Origin of the sequence: Sedimentimonas flavescens, from assembly GCF_019264375.1 — a bacterium.
GTDB lineage: Bacteria > Pseudomonadota > Alphaproteobacteria > Rhodobacterales > Rhodobacteraceae > Rhodobacter > Rhodobacter flavescens.
This window is the reverse complement of record NZ_JAHVAI010000005.1, coordinates 85,218-105,368: the sequence shown is the minus strand read 5'-3', so window position 1 is coordinate 105,368 and position 20,151 is coordinate 85,218. Positions and strand designations below refer to the sequence as shown.

22 protein-coding genes and 1 tRNA gene are annotated in these 20,151 nt (G+C 64.9%); 10 read left to right on the top strand and 13 right to left on the bottom strand.

Going from position 1 to position 20,151, the window contains the following annotated elements; all coding sequences use genetic code 11:
• Positions 1-105: 105 nt before the first annotated feature.
• Positions 106-852, top strand: coding sequence for a DsbA family protein (locus KTQ37_RS06570; RefSeq protein WP_218629698.1), 747 nt, complete (start codon positions 106-108; stop codon positions 850-852).
• A gap of 57 nt (positions 853-909) precedes the next feature.
• Here KTQ37_RS06570 and ispG read toward each other — a convergent pair whose 3' ends face one another.
• The 3 genes from ispG to hemA all read right to left on the bottom strand — a co-directional run bounded on the left by ispG (position 910) and on the right by hemA (position 4,663).
• A complete protein-coding gene (gene ispG, locus KTQ37_RS06565) occupies positions 910-2,040 on the bottom strand; it encodes a flavodoxin-dependent (E)-4-hydroxy-3-methylbut-2-enyl-diphosphate synthase (protein WP_218629697.1) in 1,131 nt (376 codons plus the stop codon).
• An 80-nt stretch (positions 2,041-2,120) separates the two neighbouring features.
• Complete coding sequence (locus KTQ37_RS06560) at positions 2,121-3,323, bottom strand: helix-turn-helix domain-containing protein (RefSeq protein ID WP_218629696.1); 1,203 nt, start codon at positions 3,321-3,323, stop codon at positions 2,121-2,123.
• Between the two features lie 110 nt (positions 3,324-3,433).
• Positions 3,434-4,663 (bottom strand): 5-aminolevulinate synthase, encoded by a 1,230-nt coding sequence (gene hemA, locus KTQ37_RS06555; protein ID WP_218629695.1) that lies wholly within the window; start codon positions 4,661-4,663, stop codon positions 3,434-3,436.
• Between the two features lie 217 nt (positions 4,664-4,880).
• On the opposite strand from hemA, the gene KTQ37_RS06550 reads away from it, so the two are divergent.
• Entirely contained in the window at positions 4,881-6,254 is a 1,374-nt protein-coding gene (locus KTQ37_RS06550; RefSeq protein ID WP_218629694.1) for a M20/M25/M40 family metallo-hydrolase, read from the top strand.
• Positions 6,255-6,279: 25 nt separating this feature from the next.
• Here the strand turns inward: KTQ37_RS06550 and proB are convergent, their stop codons facing one another.
• The 6 genes from proB to rplU all read right to left on the bottom strand — a co-directional run bounded on the left by proB (position 6,280) and on the right by rplU (position 10,410).
• The gene (gene proB / locus KTQ37_RS06545; RefSeq protein WP_218629693.1) at positions 6,280-7,395 is read right to left on the bottom strand and encodes a glutamate 5-kinase; all 1,116 of its coding nucleotides are present in this window, start codon (positions 7,393-7,395) and stop codon (positions 6,280-6,282) included.
• The gene (gene obgE, locus KTQ37_RS06540; protein WP_218629692.1) at positions 7,383-8,408 is read right to left on the bottom strand and encodes a GTPase ObgE; all 1,026 of its coding nucleotides are present in this window, start codon (positions 8,406-8,408) and stop codon (positions 7,383-7,385) included. The genes proB and obgE overlap by 13 nt, the downstream gene beginning before the upstream one ends.
• A gap of 49 nt (positions 8,409-8,457) precedes the next feature.
• Positions 8,458-8,994, bottom strand: coding sequence for a GNAT family N-acetyltransferase (locus KTQ37_RS06535; protein WP_218629691.1), 537 nt, complete (start codon positions 8,992-8,994; stop codon positions 8,458-8,460).
• 2 nt (positions 8,995-8,996) lie between these two features.
• The gene (locus KTQ37_RS06530) at positions 8,997-9,536 is read right to left on the bottom strand and encodes a GNAT family N-acetyltransferase (RefSeq protein ID WP_218629690.1); all 540 of its coding nucleotides are present in this window, start codon (positions 9,534-9,536) and stop codon (positions 8,997-8,999) included.
• Between the two features lie 202 nt (positions 9,537-9,738).
• Positions 9,739-10,008, bottom strand: coding sequence for a 50S ribosomal protein L27 (gene rpmA / locus KTQ37_RS06525; RefSeq protein ID WP_218629689.1), 270 nt, complete (start codon positions 10,006-10,008; stop codon positions 9,739-9,741).
• 15 nt (positions 10,009-10,023) lie between these two features.
• Positions 10,024-10,410 carry a 50S ribosomal protein L21 gene (gene rplU / locus KTQ37_RS06520; RefSeq protein WP_218629688.1) on the bottom strand — a complete coding sequence of 129 codons (387 nt, stop codon included), beginning with the start codon at positions 10,408-10,410 and terminating at the stop codon, positions 10,024-10,026.
• Positions 10,411-10,768: 358 nt separating this feature from the next.
• On the opposite strand from rplU, the gene KTQ37_RS06515 reads away from it, so the two are divergent.
• On the top strand, positions 10,769-11,023 hold the full coding sequence (locus tag KTQ37_RS06515) for a YjhX family toxin (protein ID WP_218629687.1): 255 nt from the start codon (positions 10,769-10,771) through the stop codon (positions 11,021-11,023).
• On the opposite strand, the gene KTQ37_RS06510 is transcribed toward KTQ37_RS06515, so the two are convergent.
• From KTQ37_RS06510 to KTQ37_RS06495, 4 genes are all read right to left on the bottom strand, one after another.
• Positions 11,020-12,129, bottom strand: a complete 1,110-nt coding sequence (locus KTQ37_RS06510) for a CaiB/BaiF CoA transferase family protein (protein WP_218629686.1) — start codon at positions 12,127-12,129, stop codon at positions 11,020-11,022. The two genes, KTQ37_RS06515 and KTQ37_RS06510, sit on opposite strands and share 4 nt — an antisense overlap.
• Before the next feature lie 104 nt (positions 12,130-12,233).
• Positions 12,234-14,051, bottom strand: coding sequence for an ABC-F family ATP-binding cassette domain-containing protein (locus tag KTQ37_RS06505; RefSeq protein WP_218629685.1), 1,818 nt, complete (start codon positions 14,049-14,051; stop codon positions 12,234-12,236).
• A gap of 50 nt (positions 14,052-14,101) precedes the next feature.
• A complete protein-coding gene (locus KTQ37_RS06500; RefSeq protein ID WP_218629684.1) occupies positions 14,102-14,866 on the bottom strand; it encodes a GNAT family N-acetyltransferase in 765 nt (254 codons plus the stop codon).
• 103 nt (positions 14,867-14,969) lie between these two features.
• Positions 14,970-15,434, bottom strand: coding sequence for an outer membrane protein assembly factor BamE (locus KTQ37_RS06495; protein WP_260014735.1), 465 nt, complete (start codon positions 15,432-15,434; stop codon positions 14,970-14,972).
• 124 nt (positions 15,435-15,558) lie between these two features.
• Here KTQ37_RS06495 and KTQ37_RS06490 point away from each other — a divergent pair, with 124 nt between their 5' ends.
• The 7 genes from KTQ37_RS06490 (at position 15,559) to KTQ37_RS06460 (ending at position 20,092) form a co-directional block, all read left to right on the top strand.
• A complete protein-coding gene (locus KTQ37_RS06490; RefSeq protein ID WP_218629683.1) occupies positions 15,559-16,143 on the top strand; it encodes a YceD family protein in 585 nt (194 codons plus the stop codon).
• Positions 16,144-16,336: 193 nt separating this feature from the next.
• Positions 16,337-16,543 (top strand): 50S ribosomal protein L32, encoded by a 207-nt coding sequence (gene rpmF, locus KTQ37_RS06485; protein ID WP_218629682.1) that lies wholly within the window; start codon positions 16,337-16,339, stop codon positions 16,541-16,543.
• A gap of 83 nt (positions 16,544-16,626) precedes the next feature.
• A complete protein-coding gene (plsX, locus tag KTQ37_RS06480) occupies positions 16,627-17,745 on the top strand; it encodes a phosphate acyltransferase PlsX (protein WP_218629836.1) in 1,119 nt (372 codons plus the stop codon).
• Entirely contained in the window at positions 17,742-18,716 is a 975-nt protein-coding gene (locus KTQ37_RS06475; protein WP_218629681.1) for a beta-ketoacyl-ACP synthase III, read from the top strand. Before plsX ends, KTQ37_RS06475 begins: the two co-directional genes overlap by 4 nt.
• Positions 18,717-18,821: 105 nt before the next feature.
• Positions 18,822-19,124: an integration host factor subunit alpha gene (gene ihfA, locus KTQ37_RS06470; protein ID WP_218629680.1), complete on the top strand. Its 303-nt coding sequence runs from the start codon at positions 18,822-18,824 to the stop codon at positions 19,122-19,124.
• Between the two features lie 53 nt (positions 19,125-19,177).
• Positions 19,178-19,894: a MerR family transcriptional regulator gene (locus KTQ37_RS06465; protein ID WP_218629679.1), complete on the top strand. Its 717-nt coding sequence runs from the start codon at positions 19,178-19,180 to the stop codon at positions 19,892-19,894.
• A 120-nt stretch (positions 19,895-20,014) separates the two neighbouring features.
• Positions 20,015-20,092 (top strand) — tRNA-Pro (locus KTQ37_RS06460).
• Positions 20,093-20,151 lie beyond the last annotated feature (59 nt).

Sequence of the window (20,151 nt, the reverse complement as noted above, 5' to 3'; positions counted from 1 at the left end):
TGGCGGCGGTCACAGAGTCGCACCATGCACACCCCTCTTGCGCATGAAGACAGGACTGGCCAGTTTGGCCCGAACCGGCCGCAAGGCCCTGAACAGGATGAACTGATGACGCGCAAGCTTTTCGCCGCCCTCGCCCTCTCGACGGCGCTTTCCGCCCCCGCGATGGCTTTCGATATCTCCGGGATGTCGGACGCCGAAAAGGCGGCCTTCGGCGAGGCCGTGAAGACCTATCTGATGGAAAACCCCGAGGTTCTGGTTGAGGCGATCGGCGTACTCGAAGAGCGCCAGCAGGCTGCCGAGGCGCAGAATGACAAGGTGCTGGTGCAGACCAACGCCGAGGACCTGTTTGACGACGGCTATTCCTGGATCGGTGGCAACCCTGACGGCGACCTGACCATCGTCGAGTTCATGGATTACCGCTGCAGCTATTGCCGCAAGGCCTATACCGAGGTCGAGGAGCTTCTGGCCAAGGACGGCAACATCCGCTTCATCGTCAAGGAATTCCCAATCCTGGGTCAGGAATCCGACCTCTCGGCGCGCTTCGCGGTGGCTGTGAAGCAGCTTGCGGGCGACGAGACCTACAAGAAGGTCCATGACGAGCTGATCGCTTTCCGTGGCTCGATCACGCTTGAAAGCCTCTCGCGGCTGGCAGATGAGCAGGGCGTGGACAAGGACGCCGTGCTCAAGCGGATGAACGAGGAAGAAGTGACCGCCGTTTTGCGCGCCAACCACCAGTTGGCCGAGCGCATGAGAATCTCGGGCACCCCGGCCTTCGTCATCGGCGGCGAGATGCTGCGCGGCTATGCGCCCCTCAAGACGATGCAGCAAATCGTGGCCGAGCAGCGCGGTTGATCGCCCTGCCAGAGACGCGAAAGGCCGGCATCGCGCCGGCCTTTTTCATTTCAGGGCTTATTCCGCCGCATCGGGCGTATCGCCTGCCGCCTCGATCTCGGCCACGCGGGCCTCGACCAGCCCCACGATATGATCGACCATCTCGGCGTTCGAGAGCTTGTGGCTCTGCTTGCCCGCCAGATAGACCATCCCCGAGCCCGCACCGCCGCCGGTAAAGCCAATATCGGTCATCAGCGCCTCGCCAGGGCCGTTCACGACGCAGCCGATGATCGACAGGCTCATCGGGGTCTTGATGTGCTCAAGGCGCTTTTCGAGCGTCTCGACCGTCTTGATCACGTCAAAGCCCTGTCGCGCGCAGGACGGGCACGAGATGATCTGCACCCCGCGCGTGCGCAGGCCAAGCGACTTGAGGATCTCGTAGCCGACCTTGACCTCTTCGACCGGATCGGCCGAGAGGCTGACGCGGATCGTGTCGCCGATCCCCATCCACAGCAGGTTGCCAAGACCGATGGCGGATTTCACGGTGCCAGCCATAAGCCCGCCCGCCTCGGTGATACCAAGGTGGATCGGCGCATCGGTCGCCTCTGCCAGCGCCTGATAGGCAGCGGCCGCCAGGAAGACATCCGACGCCTTGCAGGAAATTTTGAACTCGTGAAAGTCGTTGTCTTGCAGGATCTTGATGTGATCGAGGCCGCTTTCGACCATCGCATCGGGGCACGGCTCGCCGTATTTGTCGAGCAGGTGCTTTTCAAGGCTGCCCGCGTTCACACCGATGCGGATCGAGCAGCCATGGTCCTTCGCCGCCCGGATCACCTCTTTCACGCGGCTTTCATCGCCGATATTGCCGGGGTTGATGCGCAGACAGGCGGCGCCTGCCTCGGCGGCCTCGATGGCGCGTTTGTAGTGGAAATGGATATCGGCCACGATCGGCACGGGGCTTTCGCGCACGATCTCACGCAGGGCGCGGGTGCTGGCCTCATCAGGCGTCGAGACGCGCACGATATCGGCACCCACGTCGGCCGAGCGGATCACCTGATCCAGCGTCGCCCTGACGTCCGAAGTATCGGTGTTCGTCATCGTCTGCACCGTGATCGGCGCATCGCCCCCCACGGGCACATTGCCGACCATGATCTGGCGCGACTTGCGGCGGTAGATATTGCGCCAGGGACGAATGTGGTTGAGCGACATGGCGGGGTCTCCGATTGCTGCCCCAGACATAGGTCAGCCGCCGCCCGAGGGCAACGGCTGCGCAATCCTGTTCAAGGAAATCACTGGCCTGCGGGATTGACCGTCGCCACCGCGCTGGCATCGGCCACGGCGATCATCCGCGCAAGGTCGCCATCTGCGTCGATCTCGGCCGTCGCATATTTCTCGGTCACGGCCTCGGGGGCCAGCACGATGTTCTTGGTCACTTCGCCGCGCTTTCCGACCGGGCCATGGGCCACGCCGTTCACCGCGAAGTAGATTGCACCCGACTCACCCGTGCGCAGCACAGGTGCCTCTTCGAGCTTGGGCGGCGTGTAGCGTTCGCCCGCATCCATCACCTTCTCGAAGAGAACGCTGCCATCGGCCGCGCTCACACGCACCCATGCAGGACGCACGGCAAGAATTTCAAGCGCAGGCGCCTCGGCGGCAACAGTGCGCACCAGCGTATCGATGCTTTCGACCGAAGCCTCGGCCAGTGCGGTTTCGATCGCGGGTTTCGCGCCCGCCAGCCCGGCCAGAACACCCGTTTGCGAGGGGTCGATCGCGGCAATCGGGCCATCGCGGGCAATCAGCACCGGGGTATCGAGCGCGGCGGGGCGATAGATGCGGTCCAGCGCCTCGGGTACCGGAAGGTCGGGCAGGCTGTCGTCGGTCTCGGCCATACGCATGGGCCGCGCGCCTTGCAGCGGGTCAAGCTCGGCCACGACGCCAGGCGCCTGATCGACCGGAGCCAGTTGCACGCGCTGCACCTCTTGCAGGACGGACCAGCCACCATAGCCGATCCCGCCCGCCAGCAGCGCCAGCACGAATACCGAGCCGATCGCGCGCGGCTCAATCGTGCTCCAGAACGCCTGGGTGCGCGGAACGAAGGTTGCATTGGGATTGGCCAGCGCCTCGGCGACCTCGGTCGGGCGGCGCTGCGGCTTGGGCCCGGACGCCGCCGCGGCCATGCCGTGCGTGGGCTGATAGCCCGCCTCCAGGCAGAATCTCTCGAACGCCCAATCCGGATCAAGCCCGAGGTAACGGGCGTAGGATCGGACATAACCGGCGATGAAAGAGGGTGTCTCGAACGCGGCGACATCGCAGCTTTCGATAGCTGCGATATAGGCCGCCTTGATGCGCAACTCTCGCTGCACATCCAAAAGCGACTTCGCCAGAGTTGCGCGCTCCCCGCGCATGAGATCCCCAAGACGAAGCTCGAAATCGTCAAAGCCTTTCGGCTTGTCCTCGGCCTGCGTCGAAGGTTTGCTCCTCCGCCCGATCATGTGGCTGCCCCTGCCCCAAAACACTAAAGGTTGTCGATTCGGGTTATGTGATCCCTAACCCTTACCCTGTGTTTATCACAAGCAGGAGAGCTGTGCATCCGCGAAGCGACTTAAGCCGATGCTTCGGCACGATTCAGCGCACAGCGCGACCACAGCGCATCCATGGCGCGCACAAGGTGGTCGATCTGCTTCAGATCGTGCACCGGCGAGGGCGTGAAACGCAGCCGCTCGGTTCCGCGCGGAACGGTGGGGAAGTTGATCGGCTGCACATAGACGCCGAATTCCGCCAGCAGCATGTCCGACAGCGCCTTGGTATGTACCGGATTGCCGATGACCACCGGAACGATATGCGAGCCGTGATCGATGATCGGCATGCCGAGCGCCTTGAGGCGCATCTTGAGAACCTTGGCGTGCAGCTGCTGCGCGTCGCGCAGCTTCTGGCCGTCCGCAGTCTTGAGGAACGCGATCGAGGCCGCAGCGCCCGCGGCAATGGCCGGCGGCAGCGAGGTGGTGAAGATGAAGCCCGGCGCATAGGAGCGGATCGCATCCACCATCTTGGCCGAGGCCGCGATATAACCGCCGAACACGCCGAAAGCCTTGCCGAGCGTGCCGTTGAAAATGTCGATACGGTGCATCTCGCCGATCTTCTCGGCGATACCGGCGCCGCGCGGGCCATACATGCCCACCGCGTGGACCTCATCAAGATAGGTCAGCGCGCCGAATTCCTCGGCCAGGTCGCAGATCTCGGAAATCGGGCCGAAGTCGCCGTCCATCGAATAGACCGACTCGAAGGCGATCAGCTTGGGGGTCGACGGATCGTCGGCTGCCAGCAGCTCGCGCAGGTGGGCGACGTCATTGTGGCGGAAAATGCGCTTGGCGCCGCCGTTGCGCTTGATCCCCTCGATCATCGAGGCATGGTTCAGTTCATCCGAATAGATGATCAGGCCGGGGAACAGCTTGGGCAGCGTGCTCAGCGTCGCGTCATTCGCGATATAGGCCGAGCTGAAGACCAGAGCCGCTTCCTTGCCGTGCAGATCGGCCAGTTCGACCTCAAGCCGCTTGTGATAGGCCGTGGTGCCGGAAATGTTGCGCGTCCCGCCCGAACCCGCGCCAACCGCGTCGAGCGCCTCGTGCATGGCCGCCAGCACGACCGGGTTCTGGCCCATGCCCAGATAGTCGTTGCCGCACCACACGGTAATGTCCTGCTTGTCGCCATCCGGCCGGTTCCAGACCGCTTTCGGGAAGGCGCCCTTCTCACGCTCGATGTCGATGAAGGTTCGATAGCGCCCCTCGTCGTGCAGACGTTGAATCGCCATGTCGAGAGCGTGATTATAGTCCATTTCCGTTTCCCTCGCCAAAGTTCGCTGGGAAGAGCCATACCGGCCCCATTCGCGCCGGGCATTGATAAAGGTCAAATACCCAAAATGGGAGCGTAAAAATGTCGCGCCGATAAATCAATTCATACTTTGGAATGTATCGTACATTTCTATCACGCCCCGCGACCGGCTGGACAGCGCGAACCGGACTGCTAGGTTTCGCGCAGAAAAGGAGATCCGCATGACCCTGCAAGCCGTTCTGAACCGCGTCGATGAGACCCTGCCGCAGGCGCTCGATCGCCTTGTGGACCTGCTGCGCATTCCCTCGATATCGACCGACCCGGCCTTCAAGCCCGATTGTGCCGTCGCCGCCGACTGGCTGGTCAAGGAACTGGAATCGCTTGGTTTCACCGCATCTGTGCGCCCCACCCCCGGCCATCCGATGGTCGTGGCACGGCATGAGGCACCCGGCCGCCATATCCTGTTCTACGGCCATTACGACGTGCAGCCGGTCGATCCGCTTGCCCTGTGGGACCGCGATCCTTTCGACCCGGCGATCGAGGAAACCGCCAAGGGTGCGGTGATCCGCGCACGCGGTGCCTCGGACGACAAGGGGCAGTTGATGACCTTCATCGAGGCCTGCCGCGCCTATAAGGAAATCCACGGCACCCTGCCCGGCAACCTCACGATCTTCCTTGAGGGAGAAGAGGAATCGGGTTCGCCCTCGCTCATTCCCTTCATGGAATCCAACCGCGAGGAGCTTTCCGCCAACCTCGCGCTGATCTGTGACACCGGGCTTTTCGCCGACACCCAGCCCGCGATCGAGATGATGTTGCGCGGCCTTGCCAAGGTGGAATTCACGATCAAGGCGGCGACCAAGGACCTGCACTCGGGCATGTATGGCGGCGCGGGGATGAACCCGATCCGGGTACTCACGCGGATTCTGGGCGGGCTGCACGACGATCAGGGCCGCGTCACGGTTCCGGGCTTCTACGATGACGTCGATGAACTGCCCGATGCCGTGCGCGCGCAGTGGCAATCGCTACCGTTCGATGCGGGCAAGTTCCTGGGCGACGTGGGCCTCTCGGTTCCGGCGGGCGAGGTTGACCGCACCCCGCTCGAACAGCTCTGGTCCCGCCCGACGGCAGAGATCAACGGGATTTGGGGCGGCTACACCGGCGCGGGCTTCAAGACCGTACTGCCCGCCGAGGCCAGCGCCAAGGTCAGCTTCCGCCTTGTCTCGCGGCAAGCCCCCGACAAGATCCTGCCCGCCTTCAAGGCCTGGATCGAGGCGCAACTGCCCGCCGACTGTTCGCTGGAGTGGAAAGAACCCATCGGCAGCCCTGCCAGCGTGATGGAAATCACCGACCCGGCCTTCGAGGCCGCGCGCGCAGCACTTTCCGACGAATGGGGCGTGCCTGCGGTCTATACCGGCTGCGGCGGCTCGATCCCGATTGCGGGCTATTTCAAGACGATCCTCGGAATGGACGCGATGCTGATCGGTTTCGCCTGCGACGATGACCAGATCCACAGCCCGAACGAAAAATATGACGTGAAAAGCTTCCACAAGGGCATTCGCAGTTGGGTGCGCGTGCTCGACCGGATCGCGAAATGAAAAAGGGGGCCAGCGGCCCCCTTTCCTATCCCATCGCCATGTCGTCGCGATGCACCAGCGCCGCGCGACCCGGATAGCCCAGTAACTCGGCAATTTCGGCCGAGCGGTGCCCCGCGATCAGTCGCGCCTCGTCCGAGGTGTAACGCACCAGCCCCTTGGCCAGAACCGCGCGATCGGGGCCAGCAATCACCACCGGCTCGCCCCGGCCGAAACGGCCGACAACCTTGGTCACCCCGGCAGGCAGAAGCGACTTGCCGGACAAGAGCGCGTTCACCGCACCCGCATCGACGAAAATTTCTCCGCGCGGTTTCATCGCTGCGATCCAGCGCTTGCGGGCCACCTGCGGATCGCCCTCGGGCAGGAACCAGGTGCAGTTCGCCCCCTCGGCCAGCGCGCTCAGCGGGCGCGGCGTCGAGCCCTCCATGATCGCCATGGCACAGCCCCCCGCCACGGCGGTCTTGGCCGCCAGCAGCTTGGTCTTCATCCCACCCTTCGAGAGGCCCGAGATCGGATCGCCCGCCATCGCCTCGATCTCAGGGGTGATCTTATCGACCAGCTCGAACCGGATCGCGGTGGGATCTTCCTTCGGGTTGGCCGAGTAGAACCCGTCCACATCCGACAGTAGAACCAGTTGATCTGCACCCACCGTGACCGCAATCTGCGCGGCCAGACGGTCGTTGTCGCCAAAGCGGATCTCGTCGGTGGCGACGGTGTCGTTTTCATTCACGATCGGCACGACGCCCATCGACAGCAGCGTCTCCATCGTCGCGCGCGAGTTCAGGTAGCGGCGCCGGTCGTCGGTATCTTCCAGCGTCACCAGCACCTGCGCGGTGGTCACACCGTGGGGCGCGAGCACCTCTTCATAGGCGCGCGCCAAGCGGATCTGGCCGACGGCGGCCGCAGCCTGGCTTTGCTCCAGCGGCAGCGCGCCAAGCGGCAGGCCCAGAACCCGGCGGCCAAGCGCGATCGACCCCGAGGACACCAGCACCACATGGCAGCCACGCGCACGGGCCTCGGCCACATCCTCGGCCAGCGCCTTCAGCCAATCGGTCTTGAGCCCCCCGGCGCCCACCAAAAGCGCCGAGCCAATCTTGATCACCAGCCGCCGCGCGGCCCGCACATCCGGTTTCAGGGTCGCCACGGTTGCGCCTCTTCCTCGCTGCGGCGGTCCTCCGAGATTTCGGCCCAGAGCGCGCGCAGCACCTCGTTCACGCCTTTCTTGGCTACACCCGACATCAGCATCACCGGGCCACCCACGGCCTTTTCAAGCGAGCGCTTGCGGCTCGAGAGCGTTTTGGCGTCAAGCGCGTCGATCTTGTTGAGCACGGTGACGCGGGGCTTTTCGGCAAGCTCAAGCGAATAAGCCTCAAGCTCCTGAATGATGGTGCGGTAATCCTTGGTGATCGTGCTCGAAGTGCCATCGACAAGATGCAGCAGCACCGAGCAACGCTCGACATGGCCCAGGAACTGATCGCCCAGGCCGCGCCCTTCCGAGGCGCCCTCGATCAGACCCGGAATATCGGCCATGACGAACTCGCGCCCGTCGATGCCCACCACGCCCAGGTTCGGCACCAGCGTCGTGAACGGGTAATCCGCGATCTTGGGGCGCGCGTTCGACACGGCCGCCAGGAAGGTCGATTTCCCAGCGTTCGGCAGACCCAGCAGGCCCGCGTCGGCGATCAGCTTGAGGCGCAGCCACAGCGTCCGCTCGACGCCCTCCTGCCCCGGATTCGCGCGCGAGGGCGAACGGTTCGTCGAGGATTTGAAATGCAGGTTGCCCCAGCCGCCGTTGCCGCCCTTGGCCAGCAGCACGCGCTGCCCGACTTCGGTCAGGTCGGCGATGACGGTTTCCTCGTCCTCGTCGATGATCTCGGTGCCCACCGGCACTTTCAGCACGATGTCATCGCCATCCTTACCGGTGCGCTGGCTGCCCATGCCGTGCTGGCCGCTCTGCGCGAAGAAATGCTGCTGGTAGCGGAAGTCGATCAGCGTGTTCAGCCCCTCGACCGCCTCGACAAAGACCGAGCCGCCCTTGCCGCCATCGCCGCCGTCCGGGCCGCCGAATTCAATGAACTTTTCGCGCCGGAACGAGACGCACCCGGCACCGCCGCCACCCGAGCGGATATAGACTTTGGCGAGGTCGAGGAATTTCATCGGCTTTGGTCCTTGCTTGCAAGGCGCCGACATACGCCGCCCGCCGGATTTATTCAAGCGGGGCGTGGGGATCGGCGTATTCGGCGCGATAGAGCCAGACCGGATGCAATTCGTCGCGCTGCGCCGATTGCACCTCGTCATGCCCGACCCGCTGGAACCCGTTGGCCTCAAGCACGCGGACCGATGCGGGATTATCCGTGAAAACCTTGGCGCGAAGCGCCGGCAGGGCGAACCGCGCCCGCACGAAGGGCAAAAACAGCGCGACCGCCTCGCGCATCAACCCCTGCCCGGCTGCGGCGGGGTCGAGAAAATAGTAGATGTCGGGCCGATCCCCTGCCCCCAGCCCGATCGCACCCCAAAGCCGGTCGCTACCGGGGCGCCGGATCGCAAGTCGCAGCGGGCGGCGCGCCGGATCTGCGTCGCGCGCGATCAGCGCAGCGGCGGCCTCGGTCGTGTAATCGGTGGGAAAGATGAAGAGCATCCGCCCGACCTCGGGGATCGTGACGATCCGCCGAAAATCCTCGGCGTCGGCGGCGACCAGCCGATCCAGCACGAGGCGCGCGGAACGGATCGGCAGGTCGCTCAAGTTCAGGCCATCTTTTTCAGATAGGTCCAGGTCGGCACACGGGCGCCACGCGCCACCGACCAGCTTTCGGCATCGCCCAGGTATTCGAACCCGGCATTGGTCAGGACGCGGGCCGAACCCGGATTGTCCTGAAACACCTCGGCGAAGAGCGTACGGGCCTTGTGCGGATTGGCCTCGACCAGGGCCGCGACAGCCTCGGACGCAAAGCCCGTGTTCCAGAATCCGGGACCGACCCAGAAGCCGACCTCGGACTGGTTATCATCGAGATGGGTCAGCGAAACCACGCCAAGCACCTCGGCCAAGCCTTGTGCCGAACCGTCGAGCGCCCAGACATCCTCGCTGCGGGTATCCGACATCGCGCGGGTGATATAGCTTTCGGTCGCGCCAGGCGGCAGCGGATGGGGAATGGCGCGCGTGCCCTCGGCCACGCGCTTGTCGGCGGTATACATTGCAATGAGCCCCGCGTCCGACTTGCGCAGGGGGCGCAGGATGAACCGCTCGGCCTCAATCACCGGCTGTGTCGAAATTGTATCTTGAAACATGGCGCTCCTCCTCGAAACGCTGGTCTTACCGACCTATTCTTCAAATTGGGCGGGCTGATGACAAAGTTAAGCCCATGCCCCTGAATTTTTAGTGAAACCCCGCTCGGCGCGCCTCCACTCGCCCCGAACAGAGATCCGGAAAACGAAAGGGGGACCGGCCTTCCAGCCGATCCCCCCTGTCGTTATGCGGGTCGAGTTCGGCTTACTCGGCCGCCTCCGCAACAGGGAGCACCGAGATGAAGGTGCGGCCTTTAAGGCCCTTGCGGAAGGTAACCTTGCCTTCGGTAACGGCGAAGATGGTGTGGTCTTTGCCCATCATGACGCCTTCACCCGGCCACCAGGTGGTGCCGCGCTGACGCGCAATGATGTTGCCCGGGATGGCCGCCTGGCCACCGTAGAGCTTCACGCCAAGACGACGACCAGCAGAGTCGCGACCGTTGCGGGAAGAACCGCCAGCTTTCTTGTGTGCCATAGGTCAGGCCTCCTCTTACTTCGCTTCGTGCGCGGTGCGACGCGCAGCAGCGGTGCCAACAGCTTCCTTCACGCCCGACTTGTCGGCGCCCGAAGCGAGAACTTCGGTCACGCGAACCAGCGTCAGTTTCTGACGGTGGCCACGGGTGCGCTGCGACGAGTGCTTGCGGCGGCGCTTGTGCAAGGTGATGACCTTGTCGGCCTTGATGTTGTCGATGACTTCGGCAACCACCGCGGCACCTTCGACGAGCGGGGCGCCAACGGTCAGCGTGTCACCGCCCACCATCAGGATTTCGTTGAACTGGACTTTATCGCCAGCCGTCGCGGCAATCAGTTCCACGCGGAGCACGTCGCCCGCCTGAACCTTGTATTGCTTGCCGCCAGTCTTGAGGACCGCAAACATGGGCCATTCCTTTGTGTCAACCGCGCCCTGTGGCACCTTTCGGTTTGCCGGGTTTCCCCGCCTCGGACTGCGCGCCCCGTCAGGGGCGTTGTTACAAAACGATTCCCGGCGGAAAGAGACTCCTTCCGCCGGGTTGGGGGCTTATGGGTGATCCACCCCCCGCCTGTCAAGGGCTTCGGCCTTGTCTGGCGGGAATTCCCCACCTATCTTGGCCGCGAGCCGGGAACATCCCGGCCAATGACGGAGCCTTGATGCTGGAGACTGTGCGCAAGCTGTGAGCCGGGATGACCCCGGACACATCCACCCCGCCGCCGATGCGGTCGGGTGTCTTGTGCCATGCTTTCCACTCGAGGACATCATGAATATCTCGAAACGCGAACAGCGCGTGCTTCACGCGCTGGCGCAGGGCGGGCAGATCCGACATATGCGCGAGGCTGGCAAGATCACCGAAGTGCTCTGCGTAACACGCGACGGGCTGATCCTGAGCGATTGCACGCTCGATCTGTTCGCGCGGTTGCGCAAGCGGCGGCTGATCGAAAGCCAGAACGGCCGACCCTACCGGATCTCGCTGCGCGGGCGCCTGTCGGTGCGCGCGCAGCCGGACAACCGCTAGGCCTGCCAGCGGTTGAGCGCCTCCTCGGGGGGGATACGGTTCCGGGTCGAGCCCGGACCGATCGCCCCCGGGGTCAGCGACAACTTGGGCGCGGGGGCGGGTTGAACCATGCCCTCGTGTTCAAGATAGGCCCCTCGGGCGACATTATGCGGGTGGTGCACGGCCTCGGAGAGCATCAGTACCGGCGTCGCGCAGGCGTCGGAGGGTTCAAGGATCGCGGCCCATTCGTCGCGCGTCTTTTCCGCAAAGCGCGCCGCAAGCGCCGCGCGCAGGGCGGGCCAGCGGGTCTTGTCGGCGCGGTCGGGCAACTCACCCTCGGCAAAGCCCATCAGTCGTTGCAGCTCGGCCCAGAACTTCGGCTCGAGCGGGCCAATCGCCATATGCCCGCCATCAGCGCAGGCATAGGTGCCGTACCACGGGATACCGCCGTCGATCATGTTCTCGCCCCGGCGGTCCGACCACAGGCCGTTCCCCGCCATCCCGTGGATCATGCCCAGAAGGCTTGCCACCCCGTCGGTGATCGCCGCATCGACGACCTGCCCGCGACCGCTCGTGCGCACCGACCACAGCGCCGTCATCATGCCAAAGGCCAGATACATCGTGCCGCCGCCGAAATCGCCCACGAGGTTGAGCGGGACCACCGGCGTTTCAGCGGTTCCGATCGCGCCGAGCGCGCCGGACAGGGCCAGATAATTGATGTCATGCCCTGCCCTATGCGCCAGCGGGCCGTTTTGCCCCCAGCCGGTCATGCGACCGTAAACGAGGGCCGGGTTCTCGGGAAAATCTTCGGGGCCAAGGCCAAGGCGCTCCATCGCGCCGGGGCGCATCCCCTCGATCAACGCGTCGGCACGCAGGATCAGGCGGCGCGCGATGGCATGGTGTTCCGGGTTCTTGAGGTCAAGTTCGAGCACATCGCGGCCCCGGTCGAGCGGGTCGTTCTCCATGCCGAGCACGTGGTTTTCGGCCCCCGCGGAATTGGGGCGCGCGATGCGGATCACCTCGGCACCCATATCGGCAAAGAGTTGCGCCGTGAAGGGCGTGGGGCCAAGACCTGAGATCTCGACGATGCGAAGACCTGTCAGGGGCCCCTGCGGTGCATGCTGCATGAAATTCTCCCGTTAGGCCGGGGGTTTTGCACCCCCGGACCCCCGCAGGATATTTTCACCACATTGAAGAGGGGAAGCCTTGGCCAAAGTGACGCTGCGTCAGATCAGCCCTGTGCCTTTTCTTCGAGCGTCAGCCATTCCTCCTCGGCGGCGCTGAGCGTGGCCTGGCGTTCGGTGAGCATATCGGTCGCCTTGCGGAACTTGACCGGCTCGCGCGTGAAGAGATCCGGGTCGCCGAGCAGCTCCGAGAGCTTGCCGATTTCGAACTCAAGCTTTTCTATGATCCCCGGAAGGGCTTCGAGGCGGTGCTTTTCGGTGAAACTGAGGCCGGATTTCTTCGGCGCTTCCTTGGGCGCGGGGGTGGCTTCCGCCTTCTTCGGCGCGGGCTTCTCGACGGATTTATCCGGGGCGCTCAGGGCTTTCTGCGCCTGATAATCGCTCCAGCCGCCCGCATAGACGGTGGCGCGGCCATCCCCTTCCATCGCGATGGTGGTGGTGGCGACGCGATCGATGAAGTCACGGTCGTGGCTGACCAGAAGCACGGTGCCGTCGTATTCGCCAAGGATGTCTTGCAGCAGGTCGAGCGTCTCAACGTCGAGATCGTTCGTCGGTTCGTCCAGGATCAGCAGGTTCGAGGGCTTGGCCATGATCCGCGCCAGCAAGAGCCGCGCGCGTTCGCCGCCCGAGAGCGAGCCGATGGGCGCGCGGGCCTGCTGTTCGTCGAAGAGGAAGTCTTTCAGATAGGCGACGACATGCTTGGGCGTGCCACGCACCATCACCTGATCGGAGCGCCCCGAGACGCGCATGTCAGGGTCGTTCACCATCCCGTCCCAAAGCGACATGCTGAAATCGAGGGTGGCGCGGGCCTGATCGAAAACCGCAACCTCGAGGTTGGTGCCGAGCGTGACGGCGCCCTCGTCCGGCGCGACCTCTCCGGTCAGCATCTTCAGCAGCGTGGTCTTACCCACACCGTTCGGGCCAACGAAGGCCACGCGGTCGCCGCGCAGCACGCGCAGGTCGAAGTTCTTGACGATCTGCTTCTCGGCGTAGCGCTTGGACAGGCCGCGCGCTTCGATCACGCGCTTGCCCGATTGGGTGCCCGCGTCGAGTTCCATCGCGGCGGTGCCCTGACGACGGATCTGGCTGGCGCGTTCCTCGCGCAGGGCCTGCAGCGCACGCACGCGCCCCATGTTGCGCTTGCGCCGGGCCGAGATGCCTTCGACCGCCCATTTCGCCTCGGCCTTGATCTTGCGGTCGAGCTTGTGGCGGGCCTCGTCTTCCTCGGCCCAGACCTGCTCGCGCCATTCCTCGAAGGTCTCGAAGCCGCGTTCCTGCCGACGCACCTGCCCGCGGTCGATCCAGAGCGTCGCGCGGGTCAGTGCGCGCAGAAAAGCACGGTCGTGCGAGATCAGGACGAAGGCGGTGCGGGTGTCGCGCAGTTGTTCCTCAAGCCAGCCGATGGCCTGAATGTCGAGGTGGTTCGTCGGTTCGTCGAGCAGCATCAGCTCCGGCGCCTCGGCCAGCAGCTTGGCCAGCGCAGCACGGCGCCGCTCGCCCCCCGAGGCGGTCTCGACCGGCGTGTCGGGGCGGAACTTCAGCCCCTCCGCCACCATATCGACCTTGTAGCGTTCCGCGGCATCCAACGCCGAAGCCGCAAAATCACCGAGCGTCGCGAAAGCCGACAGGTCGGGCTCCTGCTCCATGTAGCCGACACGCACGCCGACGGGCACGATCCGCTCACCGTGATCGGGTTCGACCAGCCCGGCCATCACCTTCATCAGCGTCGATTTGCCCGAGCCGTTGCGGCCGACCAGGGCAACCCGGTCGCCGGGCTGCACGACCAGATCGAGGCCGTCGAAAACGGGGTTGCCGCCGAAGGTGAGCGAGATGCCGGAGAGCTGAAGAAGGGGTGCGCGTGCCATGCGCTCCGGCTACTCGGGCGTAAGGAAAACGTCAACGGCTAGCTGCGGTCTCAGCCCGCGACCAGCCGTAGCGCACGTGCGCGGGCGGGCGGGATGGCGGCGATCTCAAGCCCCGTGAAGACATGGAACGTGTCCAGCGCGGGATCGACCACCGCGTGATCGCTGACCCAGCCCCCCATCAGCAGATAGGTGCGCAATAGCGGCGGCATCCGCTGTTGGGCAGTCTTGGCATCAGGCATATGCGCGGCCAGACGTTCGGAATAGCGGACAACCGAGGGCGCCGCCTCGCGCGGGGCCCACTCGGCGGGCGCAAGGTGGCGCGCGGCCAGCAGCGCGAGGGAATCGCTGTAATGCGTCCAATCGGTTCCGGTGAAGGACGAACAGCCAAACAGCATCCCCACCCCGGTCTCATCGACAAAGCGCGTCACCGCCCCCCAGGCAAGGCGCAGGATGTCTGGGTCCTGACACTCTGGGTCGATGCAGAAGCGCCCCATCTCGACCATCGGCAGATCGAAGCCCCGCAGCGCCGACAGGTCGTAATATTGCGCCGAATAGCTGCGGCCGATCTCGGAGCCATCCCGCAGCGGCAAGAGGCGAAAGCAGCTGACGAGCCGACCCGACTGCGCATCCTCGACCAGCACATGCTGACAGATCGGGTCGAACCCGTCGGCGTCAAGCCGCGCATCCTGAGACGTCACGCCTACGCCGTGCTTGCGGCTGAGGAACCCCTTCCAGCGTAGCGCCTGCGCGGCACCCACATCCTGCGGCGTGCTTGCCAGACGAACGGTATATCGACCCTTGCTGAGCGCCTGCATCCTTCCCCCCGGACAGGTGTCGAGCCTGTCCAAAGCCTAGCCGATGGCCAACGCTGCGCAAGACGAAAGATGCCGCAGCGCGGCACCCCGTCCAGGAAAGAAATCAGCGGTCGAGGACCTGGCCGGCCGAAACCCGACCGAACGAGCCCATGAGCTGCTGAACGAAGCCGATACCCTTGATCGAGGTCTCGGTCACGCGCCGCGACAGCACAACGACTTCGCCACGCTCACTCCCGAAACGCTCAACATTCTCGACGACGCCCGCTTGGGTAAAGGTGATCGCGACGACCTGGCGATCCAGTTCCTCGGGCGGGAACGCACCGTAATGCTTCCAGCGCGAGCCTACGTAATACCAGCCCGAACCCTCAAGCAGACCGGCCGAGGACGGGCGTCCAACCGCCGCCGCGACATCGTCGCGCGTCGATTTGCCGACCTCGATCTTCGCCAGATCCTCTTCCAGAGGGACGTAGCCGTGGTTGCGATAGACTGGCGAGCACCCCGCCGCCAGAAGCGCCGCGCCGAGTGCCAGTGCAAGCGCCCCGCGCCGCGTGACCGTTTCGCGTCCCACCTGAAACCCCCTCTTGCCTCATAGCCTTTGGCCTTTTATCCCGCTTACAACATGCTGGCACGGCCCTCAAGCGCGTTGCGAGCCAAGCTGCGCCATGGCGCGGGAAAAGCAAAGGATAACATCCATGAGTGACGCCGCCTTCGACCCGAACACCCCCCTGCCCTGGAGCGAGCCGCGGCGCGTGGCCGATCTGGCGGGGCGCAAACCCAACCGCTTCGACATCCGCCCCGACGCCGCCACCTGCGCGGCGATCGCGCAATGGGCGGGCATCTCGGCGGTGAAATCGCTGCGCCTGAAGGGCACGCTGACCGCAAAGGGCCGCAGCGACTGGCTGCTTGAGGCTGCCTTTACGGCCCGCGTCGTGCAGCCCTGCGCGGTCACGCTGGCGCCGGTCACGACCGATCTGGCCGAAGAGATTACGCGCCACTACCTGGCCGACCTGCCCGAGCCCACGGGTGACGAGGTCGAAATGCCCGAAGACGACACGCTTGAGCCTCTGCGCGCCGAGATTGACCTTGCCGCAGTCGCGCTCGAGGCACTCGAACTCGCCCTGCCGCTTTACCCGCGCGCAACCGAGTTGGAACCCGACGCACGCCTGAGCGCGGTACCCGACGGGGCCGAAGAGTTGACCGATGAAGCCACCCGCCCGTTTGCCAACCTGCGCGATCTGCTGGCCGGAAAGGGCAACGGGTCGGGCGAAAACGATTGACGTCCTGCCTGAAGCCGCCCGGTTTCGAGGGCGGAAAAAAAAGGGAGAAAAAGGACTTGCGCCGGATCAGAATCGCAGTATGTTCCCGGCCTCATTCAAAGTTTGGGTTCGCACCCGGTCCGCCACCTGGCGCCAGTGACGAAACTCCAGGAAAATCAGGGCTGTAACGCCCCCGAACACCCGAGGTTGAGACATGGCTGTCCCTCAGAACCGAGTTACGCGTTCCCGTCGCAACATGCGCCGTGCGCATGACGCTCTTGTTGCCGGCAACCCGGCGGAGTGCCCGAACTGCGGCGAGCTGAAGCGCCCGCACCACGTTTGTGGCGCCTGCGGTCACTATGACGACCGCGAAGTGGTGGCTCAGGCTGCCGAGGTCGATCTGGACGACGACGCGGCGTAAGCCCGCGCCGTCGCTTGCCCGATATCATGCCCGCTGTGCAGGACATTCCGAAGACCACGGGGCAGGATCAGGGCCGGTCCGACATGGAAAATATTGATCAAGGCCACGACGTGGCCAAGGCGCCGGGTGATTCCGGCGCCATCGTCATTTCCATCGACGCGATGGGCGGCGACCGCGGACCCGAGGCCATCGTCGATGGCCTGGCGCTTGCCGCGCAGAAATCGCCAAGCCTGCGGTTCATCCTGCATGGCCCCGAAGGCACCCTCGCCCCGCTGCTGGCCGCACGTGGCCTGACCGAGCGCTGCGAGATCCACCATGCCGAAGGCGTGGTGACGATGCACGACAAGCCCGCGGCGGTGATGCGCAACGGCAAGGGCACCTCCATGTGGTCCGCGATCGAGTCGGTGCGCGCCAAGGAAGCCGAAGTGGCGGTATCCTGCGGGAACACCGGCGCGCTCATGGCCATATCGATGATCCGCCTGCGCAAGCTGCCGGGCGTGAACCGCCCCGCGATCGCCTCCTTCTGGCCCTCGCGCAACCCGACGGGCTGGAACGTCATGCTCGACATGGGCGCCGACGTGAAGGCAGAGGCAGCCGACCTGCTGACCTATGGTCTGATGGGCACGTCCTACGCGCGCAACGCGCTTGGCCTGACCCGCCCGCGTGTCGGCCTGCTCAACGTCGGCACCGAAGAGCACAAGGGCCACGCCGAACTCAAGGTCGCCTATGACCTGATGACCAAGGCGCAGGACGCCGGTCAGTTCGAATTCATCGGCTTCGTCGAGGGCAATGACCTGCCGTCGAACCGCGTTGACGTGATCGTGACCGATGGGTTCACTGGCAATATCGCGCTCAAGACCGGCGAAGGCACGGCGAGGCTCGCTGGTGAATTGATGCGCGAGGCGCTGACCGCCTCGCCGCTGGCCAAGCTGGGGGCGCTGCTGGCCATGGGTCCGCTCAAGCGAATGAAGGAGCGGATCGACCCGCGCCGCGCAAATGGTGGCGTTTTCCTAGGGTTGAACGGAACCGTGGTGAAGTCGCATGGCTCGGCCGACGCGACCGGCGTCGCCGCTGCGGTAGACCTGGCGGCACGCCTCGCCCGCTCGGGCTTCAGCGCGAAACTCGCAGCACGGGTTGCCTCGGCGTCAGTCTCGGGGCAGGATGCGCCCCAAGGCGACGAAACCAGCGAGAAAGTATCATGAAAATCAGAGCCGTGGTCCGGGGCGTTGGGCATTATCTGCCCGAGCGCATCGTCAAGAATGCCGAGTTCGAGGCCACGCTGGACACGACCGACGACTGGATCCGCGCCCGCACGGGAATCGAGCAACGACACTTCGCCGCCGAAGGTGAGACGACCTCGCAGCTCGCCATCAAGGCCGCGCAGGCCGCGCTGATCGACGCGGGCATGACCGCCGACCAGATCGACGCGATCGTTGTGGCGACCTCGACGCCCGACCTCACCTTTCCCTCGGTCGCGACGATGGTCCAGGCGGGCCTCGGCTCGACCAACGGTTTTGCCTATGACATCCAGGCGGTCTGCGCGGGCTTCGTCTTCGCGCTGACGAATGCCAACGGCCTCATCGTTTCGGGCCAGGCCGAGCGCGTTCTGGTGATCGGCGCCGAGACCTTCTCGCGCATCATGGACTGGGAAGACCGCGGCACCTGCGTGCTGTTCGGCGACGGCGCAGGCGCACTGATTCTCGAAGCGGCGAACGGCTCTGGCACCAACAAGGATCGCGGCGTCCTGTCGACCGATCTGCATTCGGATGGCCGCTACCGCGAACTGCTTTATGTCGATGGGGGCGTGTCGTCGAACGGCAAGGCAGGCCAGCTGCGCATGCAGGGCAATGCCGTCTTCAAACACGCTGTCCAGAAGCTGGCCGAGACCGCGCATACCGCGCTTGGCAAGATCGGCATGTCGGGCGAGGACGTGAACTGGATCGTGCCGCACCAGGCGAATCTGCGCATCATCTCGGCTACCGCCGAGCGGATGCAGGTGCCGTTGGAGCGTGTCGTTGTGACCGTTCAGGACCATGGCAACACCTCGGCCGCCTCGATTCCCCTGGCGCTTTCGGTCGGCAAGCAACGTGGCCAGATCAAGACCGGCGACATTGTCGTGACCGAAGCGATCGGCGGCGGGCTTGCCTGGGGCGCCGTCGTGCTGCGCTGGTAAGCAGAACGGCCTTTCCACACGCTTGAAAAGCGCCGCCCAAGTCATTGATATTGACTCGGGATTTCATTGCCCCCATCGTTGTCAAAATCAATCCGGGGGGATGGTATGCCTGAGAAGACCTTGACGCGCATGGATTTGAGCGAAGCGGTGTTCCGCGAGGTCGGGCTGTCGCGCAATGAATCCGCACAGCTTGTCGAAAGCGTTCTGCAGCATCTCTCCGATGCGCTGGTGCGCGGCGAGACGGTGAAGATCTCGTCCTTCGGCACGTTCTCGGTGCGCGAAAAGTCGTCTCGCATGGGTCGCAACCCCAAGACCGGCGAAGAAGTGCCGATCTCGCCGCGGCGCGTGCTGTCCTTCCGCCCCTCGCATCTGATGAAGGATCGCGTGGCCGCCGGCAACGCGAACTGAGGCGCTGCCCCGTTTCGGGGCGCTAAGAGCAGGCGAACAAGAAAGGCGGCGTGATGGCGAAATCAGCCGATGCCTTCCGCACGATCTCCGAGGTCTCGACGATCCTCGATACGCCGACGCATGTGCTGCGGTTCTGGGAAAGTCGCTTTGCACAAATCAAGCCGGTGAAGCGTGCTGGCGGGCGGCGTTACTACCGCCCCGAGGACATCCTTTTGCTGGGTGGTATCAAGCGCCTGCTGCATGAGGATGGCATGGCCATTCGCGGCGTGCAAAAGCTGCTGAAGGATGAGGGCGTGCGCCACGTCATGTCGCTTGCCACGATCGATCTGAGTGCGGCGGAAGAAGAGGCGACCGACGCGACGCCGGAGGCCGCGCCCTGGCCCGCCGCCCCCGAGCCGGAACCCGAATCCCCGGCCGCGCAGTTCCCCCCCGACCCGCAAGACCCTGTGCCTGCCGCGCCACCGTCGAAAGCAAGCTGGCGTCAGCCCTCGTTCTTTGACGAACCGGCGCCAGAGGCCCCCATGGCGCTAGATGTTGAGCCAGAAGCGACACCGGGCGCCGAGATTGTTGAGCTTGCGACCGCACGCGGGGCGCCGAATCCCCCCGCTCCGCCCGAGGCCGACCCCACTCCGCCGATGTCGCAGCGCCTGCGCGCCCTGTCTGGCACGCAGTTGAGCGAGGCGGAGAGAGACACGCTCAAGGCCGCCAAATCGAGGCTGGTTGCCCTGCGCAGCCGCCTGGCTGCGGCGACGCTTGGCCGGGCAGAATAATGCTTGCCCTGCCGCTTTCCCCTGCCCGGCTGCACACCGATATCTCGCGTGCAGAGCGTTGCGGAAAAATGCGTTTTGCCGCTTGCGCCCGCCGCCCGGATGCCTCTATATGCGCCTCGTCGGGCCGTGGCGCAGCCTGGTTAGCGCGTCCGTCTGGGGGGCGGAAGGTCGAGAGTTCGAATCTCTCCGGCCCGACCATCTCGAACAACGCCCATCCCGTTCCGCGGGGTGGGCGTTCGCATATCCGGGGGAACGAG